19 protein-coding genes and 3 pseudogenes are annotated in these 25,370 nt (G+C 69.6%); 11 read left to right on the top strand and 11 right to left on the bottom strand.

Annotated elements, in window-relative coordinates; genetic code table 11:
* Positions 1–172: 172 nt before the first annotated feature.
* Positions 173–340, top strand: a pseudogene (locus ACYBSK_RS19330) (transposase); the annotation flags it as partial.
* Positions 341–565: 225 nt separating this feature from the next.
* On the opposite strand, the gene ACYBSK_RS19325 reads toward ACYBSK_RS19330, so the two are convergent.
* Complete coding sequence (locus tag ACYBSK_RS19325; RefSeq protein WP_460242606.1) at positions 566–1,246, bottom strand: response regulator; 681 nt, start codon at positions 1,244–1,246, stop codon at positions 566–568.
* A gap of 459 nt (positions 1,247–1,705) precedes the next feature.
* Positions 1,706–2,869 carry a sensor histidine kinase gene (locus ACYBSK_RS19320; protein WP_460242605.1) on the bottom strand — a complete coding sequence of 388 codons (1,164 nt, stop codon included), beginning with the start codon at positions 2,867–2,869 and terminating at the stop codon, positions 1,706–1,708.
* A gap of 402 nt (positions 2,870–3,271) precedes the next feature.
* On the opposite strand from ACYBSK_RS19320, the gene ACYBSK_RS19315 reads away from it, so the two are divergent.
* Entirely contained in the window at positions 3,272–5,467 is a 2,196-nt protein-coding gene (locus tag ACYBSK_RS19315) for an MMPL family transporter (RefSeq protein ID WP_460242604.1), read from the top strand.
* Between the two features lie 78 nt (positions 5,468–5,545).
* Positions 5,546–5,869: a hypothetical protein gene (locus ACYBSK_RS19310; RefSeq protein WP_460242603.1), complete on the top strand. Its 324-nt coding sequence runs from the start codon at positions 5,546–5,548 to the stop codon at positions 5,867–5,869.
* Positions 5,870–5,906: 37 nt separating this feature from the next.
* Here ACYBSK_RS19310 and ACYBSK_RS19305 read toward each other — a convergent pair whose 3' ends face one another.
* Positions 5,907–7,238: an aspartate aminotransferase family protein gene (locus ACYBSK_RS19305; RefSeq protein WP_460242602.1), complete on the bottom strand. Its 1,332-nt coding sequence runs from the start codon at positions 7,236–7,238 to the stop codon at positions 5,907–5,909.
* 90 nt (positions 7,239–7,328) lie between these two features.
* Here ACYBSK_RS19305 and ACYBSK_RS19300 point away from each other — a divergent pair, with 90 nt between their 5' ends.
* On the top strand, positions 7,329–8,225 hold the full coding sequence (locus ACYBSK_RS19300; protein WP_460242601.1) for a LysR family transcriptional regulator: 897 nt from the start codon (positions 7,329–7,331) through the stop codon (positions 8,223–8,225).
* A gap of 79 nt (positions 8,226–8,304) precedes the next feature.
* Here the strand turns inward: ACYBSK_RS19300 and ACYBSK_RS19295 are convergent, their stop codons facing one another.
* From ACYBSK_RS19295 to ACYBSK_RS19285, 3 genes are all read right to left on the bottom strand, one after another.
* Positions 8,305–10,197 (bottom strand): S9 family peptidase, encoded by a 1,893-nt coding sequence (locus ACYBSK_RS19295; protein WP_460242600.1) that lies wholly within the window; start codon positions 10,195–10,197, stop codon positions 8,305–8,307.
* Between the two features lie 146 nt (positions 10,198–10,343).
* On the bottom strand, positions 10,344–11,579 hold the full coding sequence (locus ACYBSK_RS19290; protein ID WP_460242599.1) for a metal-dependent hydrolase family protein: 1,236 nt from the start codon (positions 11,577–11,579) through the stop codon (positions 10,344–10,346).
* A 97-nt stretch (positions 11,580–11,676) separates the two neighbouring features.
* Positions 11,677–12,978 (bottom strand): MFS transporter, encoded by a 1,302-nt coding sequence (locus tag ACYBSK_RS19285; RefSeq protein ID WP_460242598.1) that lies wholly within the window; start codon positions 12,976–12,978, stop codon positions 11,677–11,679.
* A gap of 87 nt (positions 12,979–13,065) precedes the next feature.
* Between ACYBSK_RS19285 and ACYBSK_RS19280 the strand changes: the two genes are divergently transcribed.
* Complete coding sequence (locus ACYBSK_RS19280; RefSeq protein ID WP_460242597.1) at positions 13,066–14,130, top strand: Lrp/AsnC family transcriptional regulator; 1,065 nt, start codon at positions 13,066–13,068, stop codon at positions 14,128–14,130.
* A gap of 178 nt (positions 14,131–14,308) precedes the next feature.
* On the opposite strand, the pseudogene ACYBSK_RS19275 reads toward ACYBSK_RS19280, so the two are convergent.
* Positions 14,309–15,787: pseudogene (locus ACYBSK_RS19275) on the bottom strand (alpha/beta fold hydrolase); the annotation flags it as partial.
* Positions 15,788–16,313: 526 nt separating this feature from the next.
* Positions 16,314–16,559 (bottom strand): annotated as a pseudogene (locus ACYBSK_RS19270) (ISKra4 family transposase); the annotation flags it as partial.
* Between the two features lie 245 nt (positions 16,560–16,804).
* On the opposite strand from ACYBSK_RS19270, the gene ACYBSK_RS19265 reads away from it, so the two are divergent.
* The 3 genes from ACYBSK_RS19265 (at position 16,805) to ACYBSK_RS19255 (ending at position 19,524) form a co-directional block, all read left to right on the top strand.
* Positions 16,805–17,734, top strand: a complete 930-nt coding sequence (locus ACYBSK_RS19265) for a S41 family peptidase (RefSeq protein ID WP_460242596.1) — start codon at positions 16,805–16,807, stop codon at positions 17,732–17,734.
* Positions 17,735–18,108: 374 nt separating this feature from the next.
* Entirely contained in the window at positions 18,109–18,528 is a 420-nt protein-coding gene (locus ACYBSK_RS19260) for a hypothetical protein (RefSeq protein WP_457478395.1), read from the top strand.
* Positions 18,529–18,828: 300 nt separating this feature from the next.
* Complete coding sequence (locus ACYBSK_RS19255; protein WP_457478394.1) at positions 18,829–19,524, top strand: hypothetical protein; 696 nt, start codon at positions 18,829–18,831, stop codon at positions 19,522–19,524.
* A gap of 649 nt (positions 19,525–20,173) precedes the next feature.
* On the opposite strand, the gene ACYBSK_RS19250 is transcribed toward ACYBSK_RS19255, so the two are convergent.
* Positions 20,174–20,971 (bottom strand): SDR family NAD(P)-dependent oxidoreductase, encoded by a 798-nt coding sequence (locus ACYBSK_RS19250; protein ID WP_457478393.1) that lies wholly within the window; start codon positions 20,969–20,971, stop codon positions 20,174–20,176.
* A gap of 46 nt (positions 20,972–21,017) precedes the next feature.
* Positions 21,018–22,052, bottom strand: a complete 1,035-nt coding sequence (locus tag ACYBSK_RS19245) for an FAD-binding protein (protein WP_460247060.1) — start codon at positions 22,050–22,052, stop codon at positions 21,018–21,020.
* A gap of 497 nt (positions 22,053–22,549) precedes the next feature.
* Here ACYBSK_RS19245 and ACYBSK_RS19240 point away from each other — a divergent pair, with 497 nt between their 5' ends.
* Together ACYBSK_RS19240 and ACYBSK_RS19235 are read left to right on the top strand one after the other, a co-directional pair.
* Complete coding sequence (locus ACYBSK_RS19240; protein ID WP_460242595.1) at positions 22,550–22,819, top strand: hypothetical protein; 270 nt, start codon at positions 22,550–22,552, stop codon at positions 22,817–22,819.
* Between the two features lie 450 nt (positions 22,820–23,269).
* The gene (locus ACYBSK_RS19235) at positions 23,270–23,920 is read left to right on the top strand and encodes a phosphotransferase (protein WP_460242594.1); all 651 of its coding nucleotides are present in this window, start codon (positions 23,270–23,272) and stop codon (positions 23,918–23,920) included.
* A gap of 86 nt (positions 23,921–24,006) precedes the next feature.
* On the opposite strand, the gene ACYBSK_RS19230 is transcribed toward ACYBSK_RS19235, so the two are convergent.
* Entirely contained in the window at positions 24,007–24,378 is a 372-nt protein-coding gene (locus ACYBSK_RS19230) for a MerR family transcriptional regulator (protein ID WP_460242593.1), read from the bottom strand.
* 93 nt (positions 24,379–24,471) lie between these two features.
* Between ACYBSK_RS19230 and ACYBSK_RS19225 the strand changes: the two genes are divergently transcribed.
* Complete coding sequence (locus ACYBSK_RS19225) at positions 24,472–25,281, top strand: alpha/beta fold hydrolase (RefSeq protein WP_460242592.1); 810 nt, start codon at positions 24,472–24,474, stop codon at positions 25,279–25,281.
* Positions 25,282–25,370 lie beyond the last annotated feature (89 nt).

Raw genomic sequence — 25,370 nt, 5'->3', positions numbered from 1 at the left:
GTGGGAGTGCGGCAGCTCTCCAACGGGGGCCCTGCGGCTTTGGGGGAGCGGCCCAACCTTTGGTCCCGTACCGGAGTTGGACGTGCCCGAGCGACTACGGCGGACAGGTGGGTGCTTCCGAATGGGCGTCGCGGAACACCAGGCGTACGGCACGAGGGCGGCGGTCGCGCTGTCGGCCTGCCTGCTGGACTCCCAGACCATCAAGACCTCCGCCAACGTGTACCGCGCCGACCAGGGCGCCGACGCCGGTGAACGGATCACCGGCCGCAAACGGCACCTGGGCTGTGACACCCTCGGCCTGCTGCTGACCGTGCTGGTCACCGCCGCCAGCGTCTCCGACACCGGGCGATCTGGAGCAGGAGGACCGTCTCGCCGGTGGACGGTAGCTGGTAATGGGCCAGTGCGTGGTGGCTGATCTCCCACATCTCTTCGATGCGGTCGGCCGGGCGGCTTCGGTCTCATCGGACTGAACAAGCGCGTCGAGGCCGCCCTCGCCAGAGCATTCAGGACCGGCTCTACAGGCGACGGCCGGTGGGAGGTCCACGTCGGCCCCCGCGCACCGCGGCTATCCCCGCCCGCCCCGAGAGCAGACCACTCCGTTCTCCCACGCCCAGGCCGCGATCTCGACCCGGTTGCGGACGCCGGTCTTGGCCTGGATCCGGCCCAGATACGTCTTGACCGACGACAGTGACAAGAACAGCGCATCGGCGACCTCCTGATTGGTCCGGCCCACGGCCACCAGCCGCATGATCTCCGTCTCCCGACTGCTCAGCCCGGCAGCCTCCCGCTGCCCCGCATCCGCCGGGCCACCCTGCAAGGTGCGCAGGAGCCGTACGGTCACCGAAGGCGAGACCAGCGCGTCCCCGCGCGCCGCCGCCCGCACCGCCTCCACCAGCAGCGCCGGCGGCGCGTCCTTGAGCAGAAAGCCGCAGGCGCCGTACCGCACGGCATCGCGCACATAGTCGTCCTGATCGAACGTGGTGATCACGACGACGTTCGGCGCATGCCCGGAACCCCCCTCCCGCACGAGAACGCGCGTCACCTCCAAGCCGTCCATCCTGGGCATACGAATGTCGGCCAGCACCACCTGGGGTTCGAGCCGCCGGGCCAGTTCGACACACTCCACGCCGTCCCGCGCCACACCCACCACCCGGATCCCCGGTTCGGCCTCCAGGATCATCTGGAAACCCGTCCGCACCAACTCCTGATCGTCCGCGATCACCACGTCGATCGGTTCCTCGGCCACCTTCGCTCTTCCTTCCGGCCGGATGAGACATCTCCCGCGTTCAGGGACGCACACGGCGGCCCCGCAGCCTGAGCCCCGGCGGCACAGACCTCCCGACTGCACCCCAATGGCACCACCAGGGCTTCACATCGAACAGCCAGCAAGCTGGCTGCATGCGGGACTGCACGCCGAGCAGCGCTGCGCTCCCTATCACCCCAAGCGCGAGAACGAGGCAGCGGCCCCCCTCCGGTCTCCCGTGGCAAGGTGTCGGCTCTGGTCCACCTCCTCCTGAGGGGGACCGTCCATGCGCACGCGGGTCGTACTGCGGGGCAGCGGGGAGGGAGCGTCCCAGCGCTCTCGTGCGTTGCGTCCACCGGGTTGCTCACCTCATTCTCGCGGGCGCCGAGGCAGTGTCCGGCGGATCTTGGGGCTGTAGGGCCTGACTGCGACGCACTGGCGCGGGCGTGGGAGAACGGGTGGTCACTTCGCGGGGCGGGCCGCAGTAGCGGTGGTGCGCGGGAGGTCGGCGGAGACTTCCCACCTGCCATCGCCTGTGGGGCCGACCCTGAACGTTCCGTCGAGGGCCTCGACACGTTCCTTCAGGCCGATGAGGCCGAAGCCGCTCCGGCCGCCTGCGGGAGAGCCCGCGCGGCGCGGTCCGAGGCCGTTGGTGACCGTGACGTACAGCCATTGCGGGTCCGCGTCGAGGCGAACGGTCACGCGCTCGCCAGGGGCGTGCCGGTGCACATTGGTGAGTGCCTCTTGCACCACCCGGTGCACGGAGGTTTCGACCTCCGGGCTGTACCGGCTGGTGCGGGCAGCCGCCGTGGCCTCGAAGCGGGCCGCCGGGGCGTGCGGCTGCTGTCGTGAGAACGCGGCGAGGAGTTCGGCGATCTCGGCGAGCAGGTCGCCAGGGCGCAGGACCTGGTGATCTTCTTCGCGCAGGACGCGTACCAGGCGGCGCATCGACTCCAGGGTCTCGGTGCCGGCGCGGGCGATGGCCTCCAGGGCGGGTTCCACCTTCTGCGGTGCCGTCGTGTGGACGGCTCGTGCCGCATTGGCCTGCACGATGATGCCGGTCATGTGGTGGGCGATCAGGTCGTGCAGATCCCGCGCCAGCGCGAGCCGCTCCGCCTGGCGCACGTCGTGCACGGCACGCTGCCGTCGGCTCTCGAGCGCGCGGATGGCGCAGCCGGTCGCGATGCCCAGGGAGAAGATGGTGGTCAGCAGGTAGCTGCCTGAGACGAAGGTGTCCAGGGTCCGGCTGCGCAGGGGCATCATCAGCGCGGCGGCGGTCAGGAGGGCGCACGATGGTGCGGCGGTGCGGGCGGCCTGTGTCTGGGCGAGAACGCGCACGACCAGGAACAGCAGCGCGAACGCCTCCAGGAAGCCGAAGTCCGTGCCTGTCTGCGGGACGGCAAGGCAGACACAGGTCAAGGCGATGGAGATGCCGGCCGCAGTCATGGCACGTACCGGCAGCGCCGGCGAGAAGCGGGTGCTGGGGAGCGCGGTCGTCAGCAGCGGGCCGGTGACGAACACGGGCAGCCAGTCCGTGACGGCCCGGGGCGCAGGAAGCGTACGCAGCACGGTGATGTCGGCCAGCCACATCAGGCTCAGGGTCATCACCACGGCGATGATGACCATGCGTCGCACCGCCGAGGAAAGCGGAAGGTTCCAATCCACGAGGTCAGCCTAGGAACCCGACCGGCTGTTGCGCTGTCAGCCGGATGACCGACACGCCACGTCCCGGCCCGTACCCAGGGCTGACGCGACAGTCGCAGGTCCTCGCCCAGCATGGAGTCGGGGCACGGGCGACCTCCCACCGGCGCCGGTGCCCCGCACAGTGCGGGGTGCGGCGGGGATGTGGTTCCGGCCTGTGCCGGCCGCACGTCCTGTCCGACCACGGCACGCGGAGCTCGATCAGCTACTGCTCGTCATCCGTGGTGCCGCAAGCCGCGGTGCGTCGGACACCGACGCCCGACGTCGCGCGGGCGCCGCGCCGCTGCTCCTTGTCCACGTCATTCACTTACGGAGTCTGTCTTTCTCATGGCTACTTTCCTGCACCGGGTCGGTCGCGGCGCGTTCCATCGCCGCTGGCTGACCTTGCTGCTCTGGGCGATCGTGCTGGGTGTCGCGGGCGCCGCCGCGGCGGTCGGCAGCGGCAGCGCGAACTCCAGCATCACCCTGCCGGGCATCGAGGCGCAGAAGGCCTACGACGTGCTCGGTCAGAAGTTCCCCGCCGCCAATGCCGACGGGGCGAGCGCCCGTGTCGTGGTACGGGCGCCGCAGGGCCACGTCTTGAGCGAGCGTGGCCCGCGGTCCGACGTCACCGCGCTGCTGGAGAAGGTGAAGACGTCCTCGCCGCGCATCGCCTCGGTCACCGACCCGTTCCAGGGCAGGACCATCAGCGCCGACGGCACCACCGGCTACGCCCAGGTCACCTATCGCGCCAAGCCCGCCGACCTGACGGACGCCGATCACCGGCATCTCGAGGAGGCCCTCGACGAGGGGCGCGACGACGATCTGAAGGTCGAGGCGTCCGGCACCGCGCTGGCTCCCGCCGAGGCTGCCGCCTCCTCGGAGGCCATCGGGTTCCTGCTCGCGGCGGTGATCCTCGTCCTGACCTTCGGTTCGCTGACCGCGGCCGGAATGCCCCTGCTGACCGCGCTGGCCGGGATCGGCGTGACGGCGAGCGCGATCACGGCGCTCACGGCAGCCTTCGACCTCAACAGCAGTACGCCCGCCCTCGCCACCATGCTGGGCATCGCGGTGGGGATCGACTACGCCCTGTTCATCGTCTCGCGCTACCGCGCCGAACGAGCGGCGGGACACGACGCCCGCGAGGCCGCGGGGCGCGCCAACGGCACCGCGGGATCCGCTGTGGTCTTCGCCGGTCTGACCGTGGTCATCGCGCTGGCCGGCCTGGCCGTGGTGAACCTGCCGATCCTCACCGCGATGGGCATGGCCGCCGCCGGAGCCGTGGTGGTCGCCGTGCTGGTCGCCATCACCCTGGTCCCGGCGCTCCTGAGCTTCGCCCCCGAACGCGTCCTGGGCCGCACGGCACGCAAGCAGGATGCGCGCGGCAGGACGCCGCTGGCGGAACGCTGGGCCCGTTTCATCCTGCGCCGCCCGTGGAAGGTCCTGCTCTTCGCCGTCGCGGCTCTCGGCTTGATCGCGCTGCCCGCGGCCAAGCTGCAACTGGGCCTGCCGGACGACTCCTCCAAGCCGACCTCGGCCACCGAGCGCAGGGCCTACGACATGCTGGCCGCGTCCTTCGGCCCCGGCTTCAACGGCCCGCTCACCCTCGTCGTCACCGACACCGACCCGTCGGCGACTCGGACGGCCGCCGATCGACTCAAAGGTCATGTCGAGTCGCTGCGGGACGTCGCGGCCGTCGCCCCGGCCACCTACAACCCGGCCGGCGACACCGCGATGATCACTGTCGTGCCCAGGAGCGCGCCCGCGAGCGAAGCGACCGAGCACCTCGTCCACGACATCCGTGACCAGGCCAAGGGCGTGAGCGCCGCCACCGGGACCGAGGCGTTGGTGAGCGGCACCACCGCTTTGAACATCGACGTCGCCGCCAAGTTCTCCAGCGCGATCGCCCCCTACCTGGCGGTCGTCGTCGGTCTGGCCTTCTTGGTCCTCATCCTTGTCTTCCGCTCGATCCTGGTGCCGCTGAAGGCCGCCCTCGGCTTCCTGCTGTCCATCCTGGCCTCCTTCGGCGCGGTGGTCGCGGTCTTCCAGTGGGGCTGGCTCATGGAACTGCTCGGCCTGGAGACCACCGGTCCGATCATGAGCCTCATGCCGATCCTTCTGGTCGGCATCGTGTTCGGCCTCGCCATGGACTATCAGGTCTTCCTCGTGACCCGGATCCGTGAGGCGTACGTGCACGGCGCCGATCCCCGCCAGGCGATCGTCGAAGGCTTCCGCCACAGCGGCCAGGTCGTGATCGCGGCAGCGCTCATCATGACGGGCGTCTTCGGCGGTTTCATCGGCGGCGACGATCCCATGATCAAGGCACTCGGCTTCGGTCTGGCCGCCGCGGTCCTCTTCGACGCGTTCGTGGTCCGCATGACCATCGTCCCCGCCGTCCTGGCGCTCCTCGGCCGCCGAGCCTGGTCACTGCCCCACTGGCTGGACCGCAGGCTGCCGCACGTCGACATCGAAGGAGAGAAGCTGGCGGCCCCTCCCGCCGGTGACGCCGTCACCCGACCAGTCGATCTCAGCAGCACCCGCTGACCTCGGTGATGCGCCCGCGCAGCTGCGCGGGCGCATCACCGCTCGTCCACACCGACCGCGACTTACCCTGGGACACGCATGCGAAAAGGCCCCACCGTCCTCGCCCTCGCAGCCATCGTCGCCCTGCTCGCCCTCTCCCAGCACGGTCGTCAACAGACAGCTCGACTCCCCGACTTGCGCGGTATGACACTGGCCGGAGCCCAACAAGCCGCTCGCGCAGCCGGATTCAACCGATTGGCAGGTCAGGACGCCCTCCCGGACCATCGCATGACGCTGCGCGGCAGCAACTGGACGGTGTGCACCCAGCAACCTCCGCCCGGACGCCATGCCGTCACCACGGCTGTCACGGTGCGCGCCGTGAAGGAGGGCGAGCACTGCCCGGGCCCATCGGCCGAGCGCTGAAGTGGCCGCGACCGCCGCGGGGGCGGTCGCCGAGCCGTCAGACCAGCTCTCCCAAGGCACTGTCCAGAATCGACAACCCGAGCGCCAGCTCCTCCTCGGTCGCCGTGAGCGGGGGCGCGATGCGGAAGACGCCGCCCATGCCGGGAAGCTGGACGATGTTCATGTGCAGGCCGAGTTCGAGGCAGCGGCGCGTGACCTGGGCGCCCATCTCGTCCGAGCTCTGCTTCGAGTCGCGGTGGGTGACGAGTTCCAGGCCCATCAGCAGTCCGCGTCCGCGGATGTCGCCGATGACGTCGTGGCGGACGGCCAGATCCTTGAGACCGGCGCGCAGGAATGCGCCGAGTGCGTGCGCTCGCTCGTCGAGACGGTCCTCGCTCAGGACGTCCAGGACGGTGTTGCCGACGGCGGCCACCAGCGGGTCGGAGACATGGGTGGTGAAGAAGAGAAAGCCCCGCTCGTACGCCGTCTGCTCGATCTCTGCGCTGGTGACGACGGCCGCCAGCGGCAGTCCGGCACCGAGGGTCTTGGAGAGGGTGAGGATGTCGGGGACCACGCCGTCGCGTTCGAAGGCGTACCAGGTTCCGGTGCGGCACAGGCCTGTCTGGGCCTCGTCGAGGATGAGGAGCATGCCGCGCTCGCGGCACTTGTGCTGAAGGGCCGCGAAGTAGCCGGGCGGTGGTTCGATGATGCCGCCGGAGCTGAGGATCGGCTCTACGAGGCAGGCGGCGAGGCTGCCGGTGGACTGCGCGTCGATCAGGTCGAAGGCGAAGTCGAGTTGGCGGCGCCAGTCGAGGTCTCCGTCGGGCGTGGTGAAGTCGGGGCGGTAGACGTTGGGCACCGGGATGGCGAAGTTGCCGGGGGCGGACGGACCGTACCCTTTGCGGCCCGCGCTGTAGGTGGCGGAGGCGGCAGCCTGGGTCATGCCGTGCCAGGACCGGGCGAACGACACGATCTCGTGCTTGCCGGTGACCAGCTTGGCCATTCTGATCGCGGCCTCGTTCGACTCGGCGCCCGTGGTCAGGAGCAGCGCCTTCTCCAGGGGCGCCGGCAGTGTCTCGGCGAGGCGCCGGGCCAGCTCGACGACCGGGCGGCTGAGCATGCCGCTGTACAGGTGGTCCAGGCGGGCGACCTGGCGCTGGACGGTCTCCACGATGGCCGGGTGCGCGTGCCCGAGGATCGCGCTCATCTGACCGGATGTGAAGTCGAGGATCTTCCTGCCGTCCGCCGTGTACACGAAGCTTCCGGCGGCTCGCTCGATGATCTCTCGGGTGAAGCCTCCGCCGTAGCGGACGAGGTGCCGGTCCGCATCGGCCCAGAACGTGGACTCGGAGGCCGCGAGGGGAGAGGACGGAGCAGGCGCAGTAGTCATGTCCTCGACGGTAGGGCGGCGTTGAGCGTCGCGTCCATCACACAGTTCCGCTCTTGCTGTTCGGGAAAACCGCACAACAATGGAACGGTGATGAACCCCCTGAGGCTGAGGCTGCTGACCCAGTTGGAGGCCCTGGGCACCGTCCGGGCGGTCGCCGCGGCGGCCCATCTCAGCCCGTCGAGCGTGTCCCAACAGCTCGCGGTGCTGGAGAAGGAGACAGGCACTCACCTGATCGAACGCACGGGGCGGCGGATACGCCTGACGTCCGCGGGGCTGATCCTGGCGCAGCGTGCACGCATGATCCTCGACCACATGAATGCCGTGGAGGCGGAGCTGCGAGGGCTCGGCGAGGAGCCCTCGGGCCTGGTGCGGCTCGGAGCGTTCCAGAGCGTGGTGCACACCATGGCCGTACCGGCGATGACGCGTCTGGCCCGCACGTACCCCCATCTCTCCATCGAACTGCTGGAGTTGGAGCCGCACCACAGCGTGCCCGCGCTCCGGGCGGGCGAGGCCGACATCGTGATCACGACCACCGACTTCGGCGAGCAGCAGCTCGGCCCCGACCTCGACCTCGTGCCCCTGGCGGCGGACCCGATCCTGTTGGTGCTGCCGCCCGATCACCCGGCTGCCGGGCGGGGGCCCGCGGACCTGGCCGCCTTCGCCGAGGAGTCCTGGGCCCTCGACATCCCTCAGTCGTACATGGCGAATCTCGCGCTACGACTGTGCAGGCAGGCGCAGTTCGAGCCTCGGGTGGTGGGCCGGTTCAGCAACTACATGCTGGCACTGGAACTCGTCGAGGCCGGGCATGCAGTCACGCTCCTGCCGGGCCTCGCCGTGCAAGCCGGGCGCTATCGCGTCGCCACCCGAGAACTGGCCGGCCCCATGACGCGGACGATCACCGCGGCGACCCGCAGAGGTATGCCGCCTCGCGCATCGGTGCGTGTGGTGCTCGACACTCTGAGACTGAGGGCCGCAGGCGAGGGGTGACCGGCCCGCCGGGCCCAGGCGTCCGAGGTGACGGGCGCCCTGCCCGGCGCCTGATGCGACCGGTGGGCGCTGCCCGCGGCTACTTCCCGGCTTGGCGGCCGCCCAGGTGGCGGGCGAGGAAGCCTTCCATCCTGTGGTGGATCTCGATGAGGTTCTCCGGGTTCTGAAAGCGGTGTCCCTCGTCCGCCTGCACCAGATAGTCGACCTCCACCCCGCGAACGCGCAGCGCCTCCACCATGAGGTCGGACTCCTCCTGCACGACCCGCACGTCATTGGCCCCCTGAATGACCAGCAGCGGGGTTCTGATCCGGTCCACGCGCGTGATCGGCGAGCGGGCCAGCATGTCGGCCTCCTGCTCGGGGACGTCCGGGTCACCCACGTACGTCAGGAAGTTGTTGCCGATCAGGCTCCGCGCGAAGTCGGGCAGAGTGCGGATGAAGTTCGCCAGGTTGGAGATTCCGCAGAGGTCCACCGCGGCGGCGAAGACGTCCGGGGTGAAGGCGGTGCCGACGAGCGCCGAGTAACCGCCGTAGGAGCTGCCGCAGACGGCGACGCGGTCCGGATCGGCGTACCCCCGTTCCACGGCCCAGTCGACGGCATCGATGAGGTCGTCGTGCATCCGGCCGGCGAACTCTCCGATGGCCGCCCGGGTGAAGGCCTTGCCGTAGCCGGACGAGCCGCGCATGTTGATTTGGAGCACGGCGTACCCGCGGTTGGCGAGCAGTTGGACGCGCGGCTCGTACCCGTAGCTGTCGCGGAACCACGGGCCGCCGTGCACATGCAGCACCAGCGGAAGTGGCGTCGGGTCGGCGCCCACTGGCAGGGTCAGATAGCCGTGCACCGTCAGCCCGTCGCGTGTGGGGACGGCGACGGGCAGCTTCTCGGCGAGCGTCGCCGGGACGAGGTGCGGGTACGGGCGGAAGAGTTCACGGCTCTCGCCCGTTGCGTGGTCGTAGTAGTACGTGACTCCGGGCTCGGTGTCGTGTGTGAAGCTCACCACCCAGCGGCGCTCGTTCCGGTCGCAGGTGACGGTGGCGAGATCGCCGTCGGACAGCCTGGACAGTCGCTCGTGCACCTCTGTGAAGTGCGCGTCGAGCAGGTGAAGGACCTGTCGCTCTCCCAGATAGCGGACGGCGAGGATCTCGCCGGTGCGCGGACTGAGGATGAGCGGTCCCGGATGGGCCGGGTTGACGCCGCTGCGCGTGTCGAGTTCGTGGTCGGGGTGGCTGTCGATGACGCTCTCTCGGCCGGTGGCGACGTCGAGCCGGGCCAGGCGGAGGAGGTCGCCCTCGCCGTGGGAACCGATCCAGATACCGGTGCCGTCGGGGGTGACGGTGGTCGGTGTGAGGCCCATGGGCAGATCGGCCCCGTCGTAGGCGGTGATCAGCCGCATGGTCGCGCTGCCGGTGTCCCAGGCATGCAGCTCGTGGCCACCGGTGGGCGGGATCACCGTGGCGAACAACTCGCCCCGGGGGCCGCACAGCCACTCGCTGACGTGGCCGGGGTTCTGCGCCACCAAGGTGATCCGCCCCGTGGCGATGTCGATGTGGTGGACGTCGAACTGGTCGAGGCGGCGCTGATTGAGCACCGCGACTACGATGCCGGGCAGACCGGCGGGTTGCCAGAAGTCCGCCAGCCTCACGCCGGGGAACGGGGTGAGATCGACCGACGGGACGTCCGGCCGGTCGAGGTCGACACGAAAGAGGTGCCAGTTCTCGTCGCCATCGCCGTCCTGCGTATAGAGCAGCCAGCGGGGGTCGTCGGTCCAGTGACAGCTGTGCACGTTGCGTCGGCGGTCGTGCGTCACGCACACGGAGTCGTCCGTGTCGACGTCCCGGAGCCAGACGTTCAGCCGTCCCTGCTCGGGTGCCAGATACGCGATCCTCGTTCCGTCCGGGGAGATCGATCCGGCAGTGGCGACCGGGCTTGTGAAGAAGTCCTCAAGGGGAATGAGAGGGGCGGCCGATGTCATGAAGGTTCCTTTGTGCGGTCGGGTCGGGTCGGGTCGGTGGCGTGGCGGAGAGACCGGCTGCCCGCGCGCAGGCAACCGGGGCGTGGGGTGAATGTCCCGCCGTCCGTCCACGGGACACGGGACGGGCGGGACCCTCGGCGCGTGCCCTACGGCAGGTCGCTGAGGACGACTTCTCCGCCACGCATCACGAGGTCGATCCCCGCTCCGTCGTCAGCCAGGAGGGACAAGTCGTGCAGCGGATCGCCGGACACGAGAAGGAGATCCGCGAGGGCGCCGGGAGCGATCCGGCCCAACTCGTGCGCGTGGCCGAGGAGTTCGGCGTTCACGATGGTGGCCGACCGCAGGACGTCGAGCGGGGACTGGATCTCCGCCCTGAGCAGGAATTCACGGCTCTGCGCCGGGTGCGACTCGCCGAGCAGGTCGGTGCCGAAGCCCACCCGCACCCCGGCGTCCAGCGCGACCGAGATCGCCTCGGCTCCCGAGGTCAGCACGGCCCGGACCTTGTCCAGGCTCTCCGCCGGGTATCCCCAGCGTCGGCCGACGTCGGCCAGTTGCTCCACGACCACCAAAGTGGGCACGAGGAAGGCACCGTGCTCGGCCATGACCTGTGCGGACGCGGCGTCCAGCAGCAGGCCGTGCTCGATCGACCTCACTCCGGCGGTGACGGCCTGCACGATCGCGTCCGGCGCGAAGGCGTGGGCCATGACGTAACTGCCGCGCGCCGCGGCCTCGGTCGTCGCGGCCCGTATCTCCTCAGGCGTGTACTGGACCATGTCGACGGGGTCGGTCGGCGAGGACAGCCCGCCACTCGCCATGATCTTGATCTGATGGGCGCCGCCCTTGAGCTCCTCGCGGACGGCGCGGCGCACGGCGTCGGATCCGTCGGCGACATGGGCGAACCAGGTGCTGCTGATGTGGCAGGCGCACAGGTGCGGATCGTTGGACGCGGGGTCGAAGTCTCCGTGACCGCCGGTCTGACTGATGACACGGCCCGAGCGGAACACCCTCGGTCCATTGAACAGCCCGGCGTCCAGGGCGTCCGTGACGCCCCGGTCGAGCCCACCGGCGTCACGGACGGTCGTGAACCCCCGCCGGAGCATGGCCTCGAGCAGTCCAGCGGCCTGGATGCCGATGTGGGTGGCCGGTCGTCGCGCCATGACCGGCATGTCGAGGGTGGAGACGGCCGCGTGCACATGGGCGTCGATCAGCCCCGGCATCAAGGTACGGCCACCCGCGTCGAGGACCGGCGCGTCACCGGTGAGACGGCGTCCCGGCGCCACCTCCACGATCCGCTCGCCCGACACACGGACCGACGACGCGGGCTGCGACTCGCCCGACTCCATGTCGAGCAGGACGGCGTTGCGGACGATCAGCTCGCTCATGCGGCACCGCCCAGAAGCGCGGCAGGGCGGACGGAAGCGAGTGCCGCAGCGCGCCGGTCCCGGCGGAGTCCGCAGAGCACGGGGTGATCGGTGCGCGTCATGACGGTTCCCTTTCAGTCGTGAGGGAGGCCGGGCCGGAGGAGAGCCGGGTGGCGGCGCTGATGCGGTCGTCTGCCGTGGCGAGGAAGGCATCGGTGTCCTGGGGGGTGAGGCACGCCCCGGCCGCGGCGATCAGCGCCCCGAGCGCGAGGAAGGCGAAGGCCGCGTGGAAGGAGAAGGCGTCGGCGAGCACGCCCATCACGGCGGGCGCGGCCACGCCCGCGAGTTGGCCGCCGAAGACCATGATTCCGCTGGCCACACCGATGTGCTGGGCGGACAGGCTGCGGATCGGCACGGCCATGATCGGCATGTAGCACAGGGCCGCCGAGAAGACCGCCACCGTACCGAGCACGATGAACAGGGCGACGCTGGACGCGTACGCCATGACCGGCAGGGTCACGGCGGCCACCGCCATCGCGGGCACGACGATCCGCCGGTGCCGACCGCCCGTCCTGTCCACCATCCGGCCGCCGACAACCGTCGCCAGCGCCGCGACGAGTGCCGGGATCGCCATCAGCGCGCCTGCCGCACCGAGGTCGACTCCGCGCTCGTCCTTCAAATACGTCGGGACCCAGGTGCTCAGCCCCCAGATGATCACGCTGTAGCCGAACATCATCGCGGCGAAACGCCACAGCACCCCCCACTTCAGCAGCGTCGTCGTGTCGCCGCCTGCGGTGTCCGACGGCAGGCTCCGCGCGTCGGCGAACGGGGCCGGCAGACGCCGTCGCATCGCGGTGTGGACGAAGACCCCGAGGGCCGCGATGGAGATGTAGGCCGAACGCCAGCCGAAGGCCGCGACCACAGGCGCCATGACCAGCGGCGTGATGACCGCCGCGAGCGAATTGGAGCTCAGGATCAGGCCGTTCGCCCGCATCCGCTCCTCGGGCCGCGACCGCTCGACGAGGATCTTCGTGGCGGCGGGCGGGAAAACGCCCTGGGCAAGGCCGAACAGCGCCCGCATCACGAGGAGCGCGGCGAACGACCAGGCCAGACCGGTGAGCGCGGTGAACAACGTCCACACGGCAAGTGCCCACAGAGCCATGCGGCGGCCGCCGATCCGGTCGGCGAGCACCCCGCCGGGTATCTGGCACACGGCGTACGCCAGGAAGAACACGGAAACGACGAGGCCCTGTTGGCTGTGGCTCAGCTGGAAGTCGTCGCCGATGGACGGCAGGACGAAATTGATCACGAGTCGGTCGGCGTAGTCGATGAACCAGGCCGCGAACAGCAGGATCACCGTGGTGCGGGTGGGCCCGCTCAGCGGTACGGATCCTGTGGTGCGAGAAAGCGGAGGGGCCATCTGGCACTCCTTACCTGCAGTGGCCGATACTCGACCATGGCGGGGAACGCCCATATCGTCCGACTCCTATGCGCAAGGACCGCGAACTTGCAGGAAAGCAGCAGCAGTCACGCCCCCGTACTGGATGACAGCGTGGGCTTCTCCGAGGTGGATCTGGCACTGGTCGATGCCCTGCAGTCCGCACCGCGCGCCACGTGGACGCAGCTGGGTCGGGCCCTGGACATCGACGCCACGACGGCTGCCCGGCACTGGGACAGGCTCCGCTCGGGGGGTCTTGCGTGGGTCACCGCGCACGAGACGCCCCGCACGGCCACCATCGCCTTCGTCGAAGTCCGTTGCGGGCCACGGCGGTTCGACGCGGTCAGCAGCGCGCTCACGCGGCTCCCGTGGGTGATCAGCGTTGAGGAGATGACAGGCGACTTCGATCTGTTCCTGACGGTCACCGCCGCCGACCTGCACTCGCTGGGACGGGCCGTGCACGGCACCATCGGCGGTTTGCGAGGCGTCCGGTCCACGCGCACCAGCCTCGGCCTGACCGTCTTCGGGGAGGGCGGTGACTGGCGCACCCGGGCCATCCCTCCGACGAGCCGCGCCCTCCTGCCGGAGGGCGCGGCCAGGGGCCGTGATTCCTACAGCGCCCGGACCCGTACCAGGGACGCGCCGCACGACGACGCTCTGCGCACCGCGCTCGGCCGGGACGGCCGCATGGGATACAAGGAACTGGGCGCGATGATCGGTGTCAGCGAGTTCACCGCCCGTCGGCGCCTGCTGCGCATGCTCCGCGACCAGGAGATCACTCTGCGCTGCGATCTGGCCCACCCGCTGGCCGGGTACCGCGCCGTCGCCCTCTATCGCGCCGGTGTTCCCCATCAGCTCCTCGAGCACACCGGCGCGGCCCTGGCGCGCATGGAACAGGTCCGGCTGTCCGTGTCCGTCAGCGGCTCCCACAACCTTCTGGTCATGGTCTGGCTCCGCGACCTCAGCGGCATCGGCCCGTTCGAATCCCTCCTCGCCGAGCGGCTTCCCCAGCTCGACGTGGCGGACCGCACGATAGCCCTGCACACGCCCAAACGCATGGGCTGGCTTCTGGACTCCCATGGGCGCGCCACACAGTACGTTCCGCTCGCTCTGCCGGCCGACGGCCGTTCATGAGCCCTCCAGGTCGTCTACGACCTGGCCATGTGCCCGCGACGGTCACCGTCAGCGTCGTGGCCGCGGTGGGACTGGAGGCGAACGGCTGCGTATCGGGGCGACAGCCGGCACCGTCCGCCACCTCGACATCGATCAGATACCGCGCTGCCAGCCGGTCCATGCACCTGCTCTGCAGGAGAGTGCCCCCGTGCCCCCAGCCTTCGAGGGTCACCACGCGCCCGTCGGGGAACCTATCGGCGAACGGCCGGGTGAACCGGTAGGGGGTCGCCGGGTCGTAGCGGGTGCCGACCACCATGACCGGCACGGTGGCCTTCTGCTGCCAACTCCCGAAGTACGCGTCGTGATCCTCGTTGCCGATCTTCGTGCAGGACAATCCCTGCCAGGTCCGGTAGCGGCCGAAGTGCGGGGCCTTCGCCTCCTCCTCCGCCGCGAGGGCCGGGAAGTCTCTCGGCCTGAGCGTGTTGAGCGTGTCGTCGCACAGGTTCGCCAGAGTCCCTCCGATCGACGCGTAGTCCTCACCCTGCAAGGTCCGCTGAGTCAGCAGATACGCAGCGACTTCGGGCGAAGGCCGCTCCAGGTCCGCGTTGCCCGCGGCAGCCACCGCCGCGAAGGTCTGAGCGAGAGTGGTCCAGTTCCGTGGCGAGTACAGGCCGTTGAAGAGGGTCTCGACCGCGAAGGGGTAGGTGACCTCGACGGGAGTTCCGTGCCCAGGGTCGATGGTCACCGGTCGTGTCTTTAGGCGCGCGAGTGTGCGCTCGACGACCTCGCGCGGGTCGCCCAGCCCGGCCAGTGCGCACCGGGCGGGGCCGGCCGCACCGCACAGCCGCAGGAACTCGTCCAGAGCGCGGCTGGCCGCCGGCCCCTGACCGGTGCGCACGGTCACCGGACGCGAATCGCCGTTCCGCCCTGTGTAGTTGTCCGGCTCGACGGTACCGTCAAGCATCAGGGCGCGAACGTTGCGGGGGAACAGTTTGGCGTACGTGGCTCCCAGGAAGGTGCCGTACGAGTACCCCGCGTAGGTGAGCTTCGCGTCGCCGACCGCTTGGCGAAGCAGGTCCATGTCCCGGGCCACGTTGGCCGTCGAGGCGTGCTCGATGCGCTCGCGCGAGCGCCGCAGGCACCCTTCGGCGACCCTCGGCGCCTCGCGGAGGTACGAGCGCTCCTCCTCCGGCGTGACCGGGAACACGGGGAGGGCGGCCATCGCGGCCCCCTCTTCCTCTGCGTCGGCGAAACAGGTGACCGGATCCGAACCGGCCACGCCCCGCGGATCGAACCCGATGATGTCGAAGCGCGCACGCACGCTCGGGTCGTACGCGATCGGGCCGGCGGTCTGCACGAACTGGACTCCGGAGCCGCCGGGCCCGCCGGGGTTGGTGAACAGGGAGCCGATGCGGCGGGCGGGGTCGGTCGCGGGGAGTCTGGTCAGTGCGATGGTGGTGGTGGCGCCCCGCGGGTCGTCGTAGTCGGTCGGGACTTCTGCGGTCGCGCACTGGAACGCGGCCAACTCCGGCTTGCCGCACGATGTCCAGTCGATGTGCGGGATCGGATTCGTGCCTGGGGCGGCAATCGTGGTGCTCGCGAGCCCGACCACGGCGGCGAAACTCAGAGCGAGCGTGGTGGTGTGTCGTCCCACGGCTAGGACAGGTATCCGGACCATGATGTGCGCCTTCCTTGATGAGTGCACGTACGCGGAAGCGCCGCTGAGCGGCCTTGCTGCATACCTGCGATGCGGCGAATGCGCCGGACCCTCAGTGCGCTCTCGACTCCTCGCAGGGAAGTCCATATCGTCCGGCTCGCATGTCGCAGAGCCCGGAATCCGCAGGAAAGCAGCACCGCCAGCGACCCACGCCGTGCCGACTGGAAAAGCAGGTGGGCCGAACGGCGCAGGACGTGTTCCGCGTCGCGGATGGGCGGCGCGAGGACGAACGCCGTTAGGAGCCGGCCGAGTTCGTCCGGGCAAGGCGTCCGCCGCCGAGCAGGTGCCGGGGCCCACCCGACGGTTCGGCGCTGCGGCGCCGTAGCCGTTGTTGGGTGGCGCCACACGCGGTCGGTGTCGGCGTCGTGGCGAAGCGCGATGCGTGCGGATCCTTTGAAGTGGCGGAAGTGAACAGGTCGACACCGTTGCTGGTGTGCAGGTCCCAGTCACGAAGAAGCAGGACGGCCTCGGCTCCTTCGAGTCCTCAGTGGTTTCCGGTGATGTCAAGTCGGTCAGCGACCAGGTGAAGGCCGGCACCTTCGACGACACCGGTAGCGATCGGCCAGCCCGCCGCGAGGGCGGCGTCGTAATGGAGTTGGTCGAGGTGGACGGTGAGGCAGCGGGCGCAGATGGCGACGGCGTCGCGGCGGGCCGAGGACAGCCGTTCCGCGTACGCCTGCGCGGTCATCTCGGCAGCGGCTCGGGCAGCGTGACCGGCGAGGATCGCAGTGAGGCACGATCTGTCTGGCCTGCAAAGGGGCCTGGTGCATCGGCGATGACCTCCATGATGTCCCGGTACACATCCGGCAGTACCGCTGTGCCCAGTCCCTGGCGCCATGGCCGCACCACCAGCACCTCGCCACGGTAGAAGCACAACGGCGCCGTTGAAGGCACGGTTGATGCTGCCAGTGGTGCTCCGGTGCCGGAGGTATATGAATCCTGCGACGCTTGGGCGAGGGTGGTGTTGTACTTCCTGCCATGACGACTTCGACGGAACTTGCGGCGGCCTCTGTCATCGACGGGACGGTCCGGCTGCTGATCGAGCACTACGTGTTTCCCGAGGTGGCCGAGCAACTTGGCGGGCTGTTGCGACGGCGCCTTGCCGAGGGGGCCTACGACGTCGACGACGCCGGCGAACTCGCCCGTCTGGTCACTGCCGACCTGCAGTCCGTCAACGGCGACCGGCACCTGAGGCTGAAGCACCACGGCGAGCCGGTCCCCGCGGAGCAGGGGGAGGCGACGTTGCACGCCATGCGCCGGGACTTCGACACCTCGCTGGGTGGCGCGCCCAGGGTGCAGCTGCTCGATGGAGGCGTTGCTGTGGTGGAGCTGGCACCGATGCTGTTTCCGCTGGACTGGTCGGCCGAACCGCTGGGTGCGGTGCTGTCGTTGGCCTCTCGTGCTCGGGCGCTGATCGTGGACCTGCGCGGCAACCGGGGCGGTGACCCGGACGCGGTGGCCTTCGTGTGCAGCTATCTGCTCGACGAGCGTACCCACCTCAACACCATGTACTGGCGCGAGGGGGAGCGCCATGAGCAGTCCTGGAGCCTGCCGTACGTGCCCGGTTCGCGGTTCGGCGGCAGCAAGCCGCTGTACGTGCTGTGCAGCGGCAACACCTTCTCCGCCGCTGAGGAGCTGGCCTACAACCTCCAGCAGCTCGGCCGGGCCGTGGTCGTCGGCGAGTCCACCCGTGGCGGTGCGCACCCGTGCAACGGCTGGACGGTGCACCCGCACCTGGAGGCCACGGTCCCTGTCGGCCGTGCCATCAATCCCGTCTCCGGCACGAACTGGGAGGGCACCGGTGTGCGGCCGGACCTCCCCTGTGCCGCTGCCGACGCCCTCGACCGCGCTCACGCGCAGGCCCTTGCCCGGCTGGAGAGATCAGAGTCTGAGGCTCAGCTTCCCTGAGTCACTTGCGGATCACTGGCGTGGGACGGGTACGTGGGTGCGGCTCGGGCTGAGGGAGATCGTCATCACGCTCCGAGTCGGCGGGCCCGCTGCTCGGCGTGGGGACAGAGACGTTTTCTCCCCTGGACGGTGTGTCAGGTCCAGCACTCCGGAAGGTTTCCGTTGGCGTCGACGGCGCGGAGAGGAAGGACGCTTTCGGCGCGGGGGACGCTCCATCTGCTGCTCGAGCTTGTTCACGTCCCGTTCGTCCCCGTGCCCTTCCGTGAGGTTGGGGAACCTGGTCGCTTACTTTTTGAGCGTGTTCAAATTATGCTGTCGTGTGGTGGATCTGCTGCTGGATCGCACCGAAGGGGCTGGATGCATGGGGGAGCACCGTGAGGATCACAGGCACACGCAAGGGCCGGTTCTGCGTGCTCGGCGCCGCCGTGGCGGTGTTCGCATCCGGGTGTGTGGCGATCGGTGCGGTCGAGGTCGACCCCGCAGGTGTGCCCGGGATCTACCGCAGCGAGGAGACGGGCGGAGAGATCCGTCTGCACGACAGTGGCCGCTTTTCCGTCGCGGGCATCTCGGGCAGCGATCTGTGGTGGAACGGGACCGCCGAGTCGGTTTCCTTCAGCGGCAGTTGGACTGCCGGCTCAGATGCGAACTTCGTGTATCTGGAGGCAGATGACACCAGCGGCGGCCGGGACGTGGGAGACATCCAGCTCTACACGGCAAGTACGAGCGAGGTGTTCTTGCAGCCGGACCCGGATGGACCGGTAACCCTGAAGCTGGACAAGGCCGCCAGTTCCTGACCCGCAGGGGACGGCCTTTCTATCCGCTTGCTTCGCCGCCTTCACTGCCGGTGAACACTTCGACAGCCAGCTGGCCCCGCCCAGCGTCAGGACGGTGGAGCTCCGTGCAGGCCAGGACGGGCCTGGCCGTGAAGGCTGCGTGCGCTGCCGTAGGTGAACCGATCTGACGACCCACCACCGCTGTGCGGAGGTCGGCGTCGTCCCCGTCTGCGGACCGCGCCGCGGGCATTGCCGGATGCTTCGGCCGGGTGCAGCATGCGCGTACGACGGGACCGCTGGTGGATGACCGGGAGGGCCGCTGTGGAATCCGATACCGAGTTGGGGATGCGCCGCTTCAAACTGGACCAGCGCGTCGCCGCCGCCGGGGGCACCCGGCTCCCCGGCGACCTGCACGCCGAGTCGCACTTCTCCGCACTGCTCGACGAGTGCACGGCGTTGCTCGGCCACATCGAGTTCGTCGAGATGCACGACGGGCTGACGGCCGCCGCCACGGTCGGCAAGAATTCCCGGGTCACCTACGACCCGGCGTTCTGTGCAGGCCGGCCGTACACGGACGACGGCCCGTGGCGCACCGCCTCGCTTCTGCACGAGATCATGCACGTCAGCACGTACGAGCAGTATGTGAAGCCCACTGATCCGCAGGTGCTGCATGACTGGCTGCAGGCCACCTTCGACTATTCGGACCAGGCTGGCTGCCAGCCGAAGGACCAACTGACGGCGGTCGAGGCCAATCTGACGTCGCTGCACAACCGCGCCCTCGCCGACAAGGAACTGGACGACGCCCTGCGCGCGCACGTGACCTGGCGCTTCGAGTACGCCATGGTCTCGTCGCTGGTGCACTACGACGCTGTCCTGCTCGACCTACTGGTCTATCTGCGGCTGAAGGGGCACACCCGGAAGAAGAACCCGTTCTACGCCTACGTGACGAGGCTGTCGGAGGAGGCCCGTGAGCGTCGCATCAACCCGGGCAACAAGGCCGTCGAGATCATTTCCTGAGCTTCGAGGCTGTGCCTCGACCTGGCCGGAGTCGATGACGTCACTGGGGCAACCACAACGACGCCCCCGGCCCCAGGATGGCACTGGCAGACCGGGATTCCTCACGCGCTTCCCTGCTCCTCGCCCGCCAGGCCGTCTTCATCGTTGAGGCCGTACAGCACGCATAGATCTGTAACTCTCCGAACGTCCCCATGACGGTCACCTCTGGGCCATGAACCACATCGCCGGACTCGCCAACCCTGCGATCGCCGGACTCGAACGACACGGAGGCACCCGCTTGTACGTCTCCCGGCGGCCCGGCTGCGTGGGGTCTGCCCACCCGGGTCGGGGCTCCACCAGGCGTGGCGAGCGCCGGGAACGGTGGGTGAGCGGGCAGCAGTCGGCCTGCCGGATCGGCGATGACCTACGACGCCGAGCCGGGCTCGTCGGGCGTGACGGTGCCGACCGGTTGGGAGCTGCGGGGGAGTCGCGCGCCGACCGGTGAGCGGTCGGCGCGGTTCGGTCTGCCGGTTCGCGGCTTCGTGAGAGGTGATCCGGTTCGTGCGGCCGACCGCGGGGCCCACCGTGTTGCGCACCGAGAGGCCCGGGGCACCAGGGGCGAGCAACACCTGATCCTTCGTGCCGGAGAAGGCGCGACGACTCGGCAGGGTCAGGCGGTGTTGCGTCCGCCGCTGAGGTCGAGGTGCTGGCCGGTCATGTAGGTGGCTTCGGGGGAGAGGAGCCAGGTGGAGAGCGCGGCGAATTCGGAGGGTTCTCCGATGCGGCCGATGGGGACGCGGGCGAGGAGTCGCGCGTTGCGCTCTGGGCTGAGGGCGTTGATGAGCGGGGTACGCATCATGGAGGGTCCGATGCAGTTGATGGTGACTCCGTCGCGGGCGGCTTCCTTCCCGGCCGTCTTGACGAGGGCCACGAGGGCGGCTTTCGAGGCGGAGTAGGCGGCCTGGTGGGGGTTGCCCTCGCGGGCGGAGATGGAGGAGAGGACGGCGACCCGTCCATAGCCTTGTGCCTGGAGCCTGGGCAGCAGGGCTGCCAGTCCGTGGAAGCAGCCGTCGAGGTTGACGGCCATGGTGGTGGCCCACCCGTCGTAGGGCATGTCCGGGATGGACGTTTCGGGCCCCTGGATGCCGTGGGAGAAGAGCGCGCCGTCGATACGGCCGTGGGTGGTGATGGTGTGGTCGATGATGCGGTCCCATTGGCCGCGTTCGGTGACGTCGAAGGCGAGGCAGTCGTCGGGGCTGGAACCGTCCGCGGCGCCACCGGAGCGGATGTCGGTGCACATGACGTGTGCGCCTTCTCGGGTGAGGCGCCGTGCGGTGGCGGATCCGAGGCCGCCGGCGGCCCCGGTCACCAGGAAGACCTGTCCGGTGAAGCGGTTGGGCCAGAACGCTTCGGTGGGCAGCACGGGGTGCGTGCCGAGGGTGTCAGGTGTCATGGTCGGGTCGGGCATGGTGCGGGTACTCACTTTCCGTGGGGAACATGCGTCGCGTACGTCGTCATCCGTGCACCGACTCCTTGGGATCGCTGACGTCGGCGAGGTGTTCGCCGGCTATCCACCCGAAGGTCATGGCCGGTCCCAGGTTGATGCCGCCGGCGGGGTAGTGGCCGGCCATCACGCTCGCCTGGTCGTTGCCGACGGCGTAGAGACCCTGGATCGGCTCGTTCTCGTCGTCCAGGACCCGGGCGTGCGCGTCGGTGGCCAGCCCGGCGAAGGTTCCGAAGCTGCCGGGCACGATGCGTACGGCGTAGAACGGGCCCTTCTCCACGGGAGCGAGCGACGGGTTCGGCGTCACGGTGGCGTCGCCTCCGTAGCGGTTGAAGGGTGTTGACCCTCGGTGGAAGGCGGGGTCCTCGCCGTGGCGCGCCGAAGCGTTGAACTCCCGGACGGTCGCGGCCAGTTGGGTCGGGTCGATTCCGCACGCGCGGGCGAGTTCCTCGATGGTGCGGCCGCGACGCAGGTAGCCGCTGCGAAGGTAGGGGAGCAGGGGGACGGGGCGGGGTTTGGCCATCCCGAGCGGGTAGCGGCGCACGAAGCGGGCGTCGGCGATCTGCCAGGCCTCGACCGGCTCGCCGTCCGGGGTCGCCGCGATCATCGCCGCGACGTAGTCGTAGTAGCCGTTGGCCTCGTTGACGAACCGTCGTCCGTCGCGCAGTACGCCGATGCTGCCCGGCTTGGCGCGGTCCATGATGTGCGGGAAGACGCCGGTGCGGCCGTTGCGATAGGGCACCAGGGAGACCGGGCACCAGGCGGCGGGGGAGGCCATGTCGGTGCGCAGGCGGCCGCCGACCGACTCGCCCAGGGTGGCGCCCGCGCCGTCGGCCTCCTGCGGGGCGAGCGACCAGTGCCGTTCGCCACCAGCACCGACCGGCGGCCCTCGGCCGCACCGAGTGCGGCGAGCACTTCTGCGGTGAGTTCCAGAGGCGCGGGACCCCTCACCAGTCCGCGGCCCGCGGCGATGTGGTGGTAGCGCCCAGCGATCTCCTTGACCACGTGGATGTCGCCATAGGCGTCCAGACGCCGCCCGTCCCAGCGCACGGACTGTTCACGCCGCCACCGGCGCGGTCGTTCACGCTGCTCACCAGGAAGGTCCCGACAGCGCCCAGGGCAACGCCCACCAGCGGAAGTATCTGTCCCGAAAGACTCACACATGCTCAGATCTCGTCGTCAAGCGGTTCCCCATTCTCCCGACCAGGCCCGGCAAAGTCGGGGATACCGCAGCCCACAGTCACGAGTGGTTCGTCAGGCACGCACGTGGTTCGGCGGTTCTGCGGCCGTCGTTGCGTTGGCGGCGATCCGGGGCCCTGATCGTGTGGGCTTGCTGTGTGGTTCAGAATGCGGGTGTGGGCGGCCAGGGTGGGGACTCGGTGGGTGTGGCGAGTGGGTGGGACGGCTCGCGTTGCGGGCTGTGTGATCCCGACTGTTGTGTGTGCCAAAGCGGTCTGCGGTTGGGTGGGGTGGGTTTCCACTCCGGGTGGGGAGGCGGCGCGGTCGGCCGGCCTGTGGTCGGGGCTGGCTGTCGGTGTCGCGTTGTTCTTCTGGTGGGTGATCCTCAGGGTCCGGCTGGAAGTCGGCCCTGCCGGAATCGTGGCGGTCAACCCGTGGGGGACCCAACGCCTGGCGCTGGCGGAGGCGGTTTCGGTGCGGCTGGGCGCGTGGGGCGCGGAGTTCCATCACCAGGACGGCTTCAAGACCACGGCCTATGCGCTGAGCGAACTGGCCGCGGGAACCTCACAGGACCGACGCTTCGCGGAGCTACTGGCCAATCTGACGATGGACGCCCATTCCTCGTCACGGTGACTTCCGGAAAGGGGCGGCCGCCACGGTGAGCCGCTCCTCGGTTGCCCTCGGCGTCTCGGGGCGCGCTCACCATTCCTCCCGCGAGCAACGGACGATCAGTTCCGGTACGTCGATCTCGCGCCGGGGCATCTGTCCGGAGAGCGCTGCGAGGCAACCGTGATTGTCGCCGTGTACGGAAGGGTGGCGTACAAGGACATGCCGCTGTGGGGCTGGATCGTGGTCTTCGTGGCGTTTGCCGTGATGTTTGTCGCGATGACCCGGCGGCACTGAGCCGGCACACCGGGCGGCGCTCAGACCTTTACGACGGATGGGATGCGCGGCATCCGTCGGCGTGAGCATCCCGTGGCAGTGGTGGTCGAGCGCGGGCCACCGCAGTTCGAACGGTGGCGCCGATTGTGTTAGGCGAACGAGGTAGTGGCCAAGGGACTGGCGCTGGCAGACTCCGCTGCCATGGAGCTGATCGGGCGGGGGCGTGAGGCGGATGTGTACGCGCTGGACGAGACCTGTGTGCTGCGCCGGTTCCGGAACGGCAGACCGGCGAAGGACGAGGCGGCGCTCATGCGGTGGCTGGCCGCGCGGGGCTATCCGGTACCCGTCGTGCACGAAGCAGACGGCTCGGACATGGTTCTGGAGCGGCTGCACGGTCCGACGATGAGCGAGGCGCTGCGCCGCCGCCCCTGGCGAGCCCCGGCGTACGGCGCGATGCTGGGGCGACTGCACCGGCAGTTGCACGGACTGCCTGATCCTGGCTGGCTGCCCCGCCTCCCGGGCCGCAACGGTGAAGCCCGGGTGCTGCACCTGGATCTGCATCCGGAAAACATCATGATCAGGGACGGCGGTCCGAGGGTGATTGACTGGGGCAACGCTCGCGTCGGTGCACCCGAGGTCGATGTCGCCATGACGGTCGTCATCCTCCGCGGCATTGTGCTCCGGCCGCACGAGCGGCTGTTGGTGCGTGGCTTCCTGCGCGCCATGGACCTCACCTGCGGAACCGACCGACGGGCCGGCATGCCCGCCGCTACCGAGCGACGGCTGGCGGACCCCAACCTCACGGACGCCGAAGCCGGTCTGGTCCGACGCCTGCAACGCCGTACCGGCTGATCCGCTGGCTTCTGCGGTGAAATGTGAGCAACTTGAGCAGACGTTCCCCTTCAGCTTGCTCCGGCAGTTGTGCTCGTAGCGATGGGCTACGGTGTGCCGGCGCCTGCTGTCGGTGCAGCGGTGATGATGGTGTCGAGGATCGCTCGTGATGCCTGAAGGTCCTCGATGGCACGTGTGATGCGTTCGCCCTCCTGGCGAAGTTGGCCGAGCAGGTCCGGGCACGTGGGCACGAGGCGCTCGTCCTCGGCTCGGATGCACGGCAGGACCTGGGCGATCAGAGCGGTCGGAAGGCCTGCCGCCAGCAGACAGCGGATGCGGCGTACCGTCTCGACATCCGACTCGCCGTAGACGCGGTAGCCGCTGGGCAGCCGGGCGGGGCTCAGGAGCCCTTGCTGTTCGTAGTAGCGCAGCAACCGCTCGTGGACTCCGGTACGACGCACCATCTCCTTCATGCGCATGCCGTTCGCCGCTCCCCTTCTCGCTCCCGCCCCAGCCCGGCCGCACGCGACGACTTGACTCTGACACTGATGTCGGAGTTTAGCGTCGGCTCCATGATCACTGATCGCGCAACTCCCAGCTCGCACCTCGACGTTGTCGTGCAGGGTGGCGGTCCAGCGCTGCTGCTCGCGCACGGTGCGGGCGGCGGCATCACGGAGAATTTCGGCCTCGTCCGTGATGACCTCGCCCGCGACCACACCCTCGTCGGCCCGCACTACCCCGGAGCAGGTGGCTCTCCCGTGGCCATCGAGCCCTTGGACTTGGACGACCTCGCCGATCGGCTGGTCGCGGCCGCCGTTGAGGCCGGCCAGGATTCGTTCGCCGTTCTCGGGGAGTCCCTCGGCAGCGCCGTGGCAGTCCGGATCGCCACGCGGCATCCCGAGCGCGTCCGGGCCCTCGTCCTCACCGCCGGCTTCGCTGTCGCCGACCCTGTCCTGGCGCTCGCCGCCCAGCTGATCAAGTCCCTTGCAGCCGCGGGCCAGTGGCAGGACGTGGCGCGGCTCGCCCTGCTGTCCTGCATGTCCCCGGCGGACCTGGCGGACCTCGAACCGGCCGACCTCGACGAACCCGTCGCCCAGACCCTGGCCGGCATGCCGCCGGGCATGCTGGACCACTTCGACCTCGTGTCCCGCGTGGACGTCCGGGCCGACCTGGCGAAGGTGTCCGCCCCGACCCTGGTGGTCGTGCCCACCGGCGACCGGCTCGTGCTGCCCGCAAGCTCGCACCGCCTCGCAGACGGCATCCCCGGAGCCCAACTGGTCGAACTGCCCGGCGCCGCCGACATTCTGAGCCCGTCCGACCGGGAGACCTGGCTGGGCCACGTGCGCGACTTCCTCGCCACGCTCCCTACGCTGTCGGCATGAGCGCCAAGCGTGCGCCCAACGAGGAAGTGCCATGCGTGCAGGACCTGACCCGGGACCCGCGCGCACTCGCCGCCGTACACGAGTGGACC

It is taken from the genome of Streptomyces sp. BYX5S, from assembly GCF_054724165.1.
Note: the sequence above shows the minus strand (reverse complement) of the source record. Positions and strands in the feature narration are given on the sequence as shown.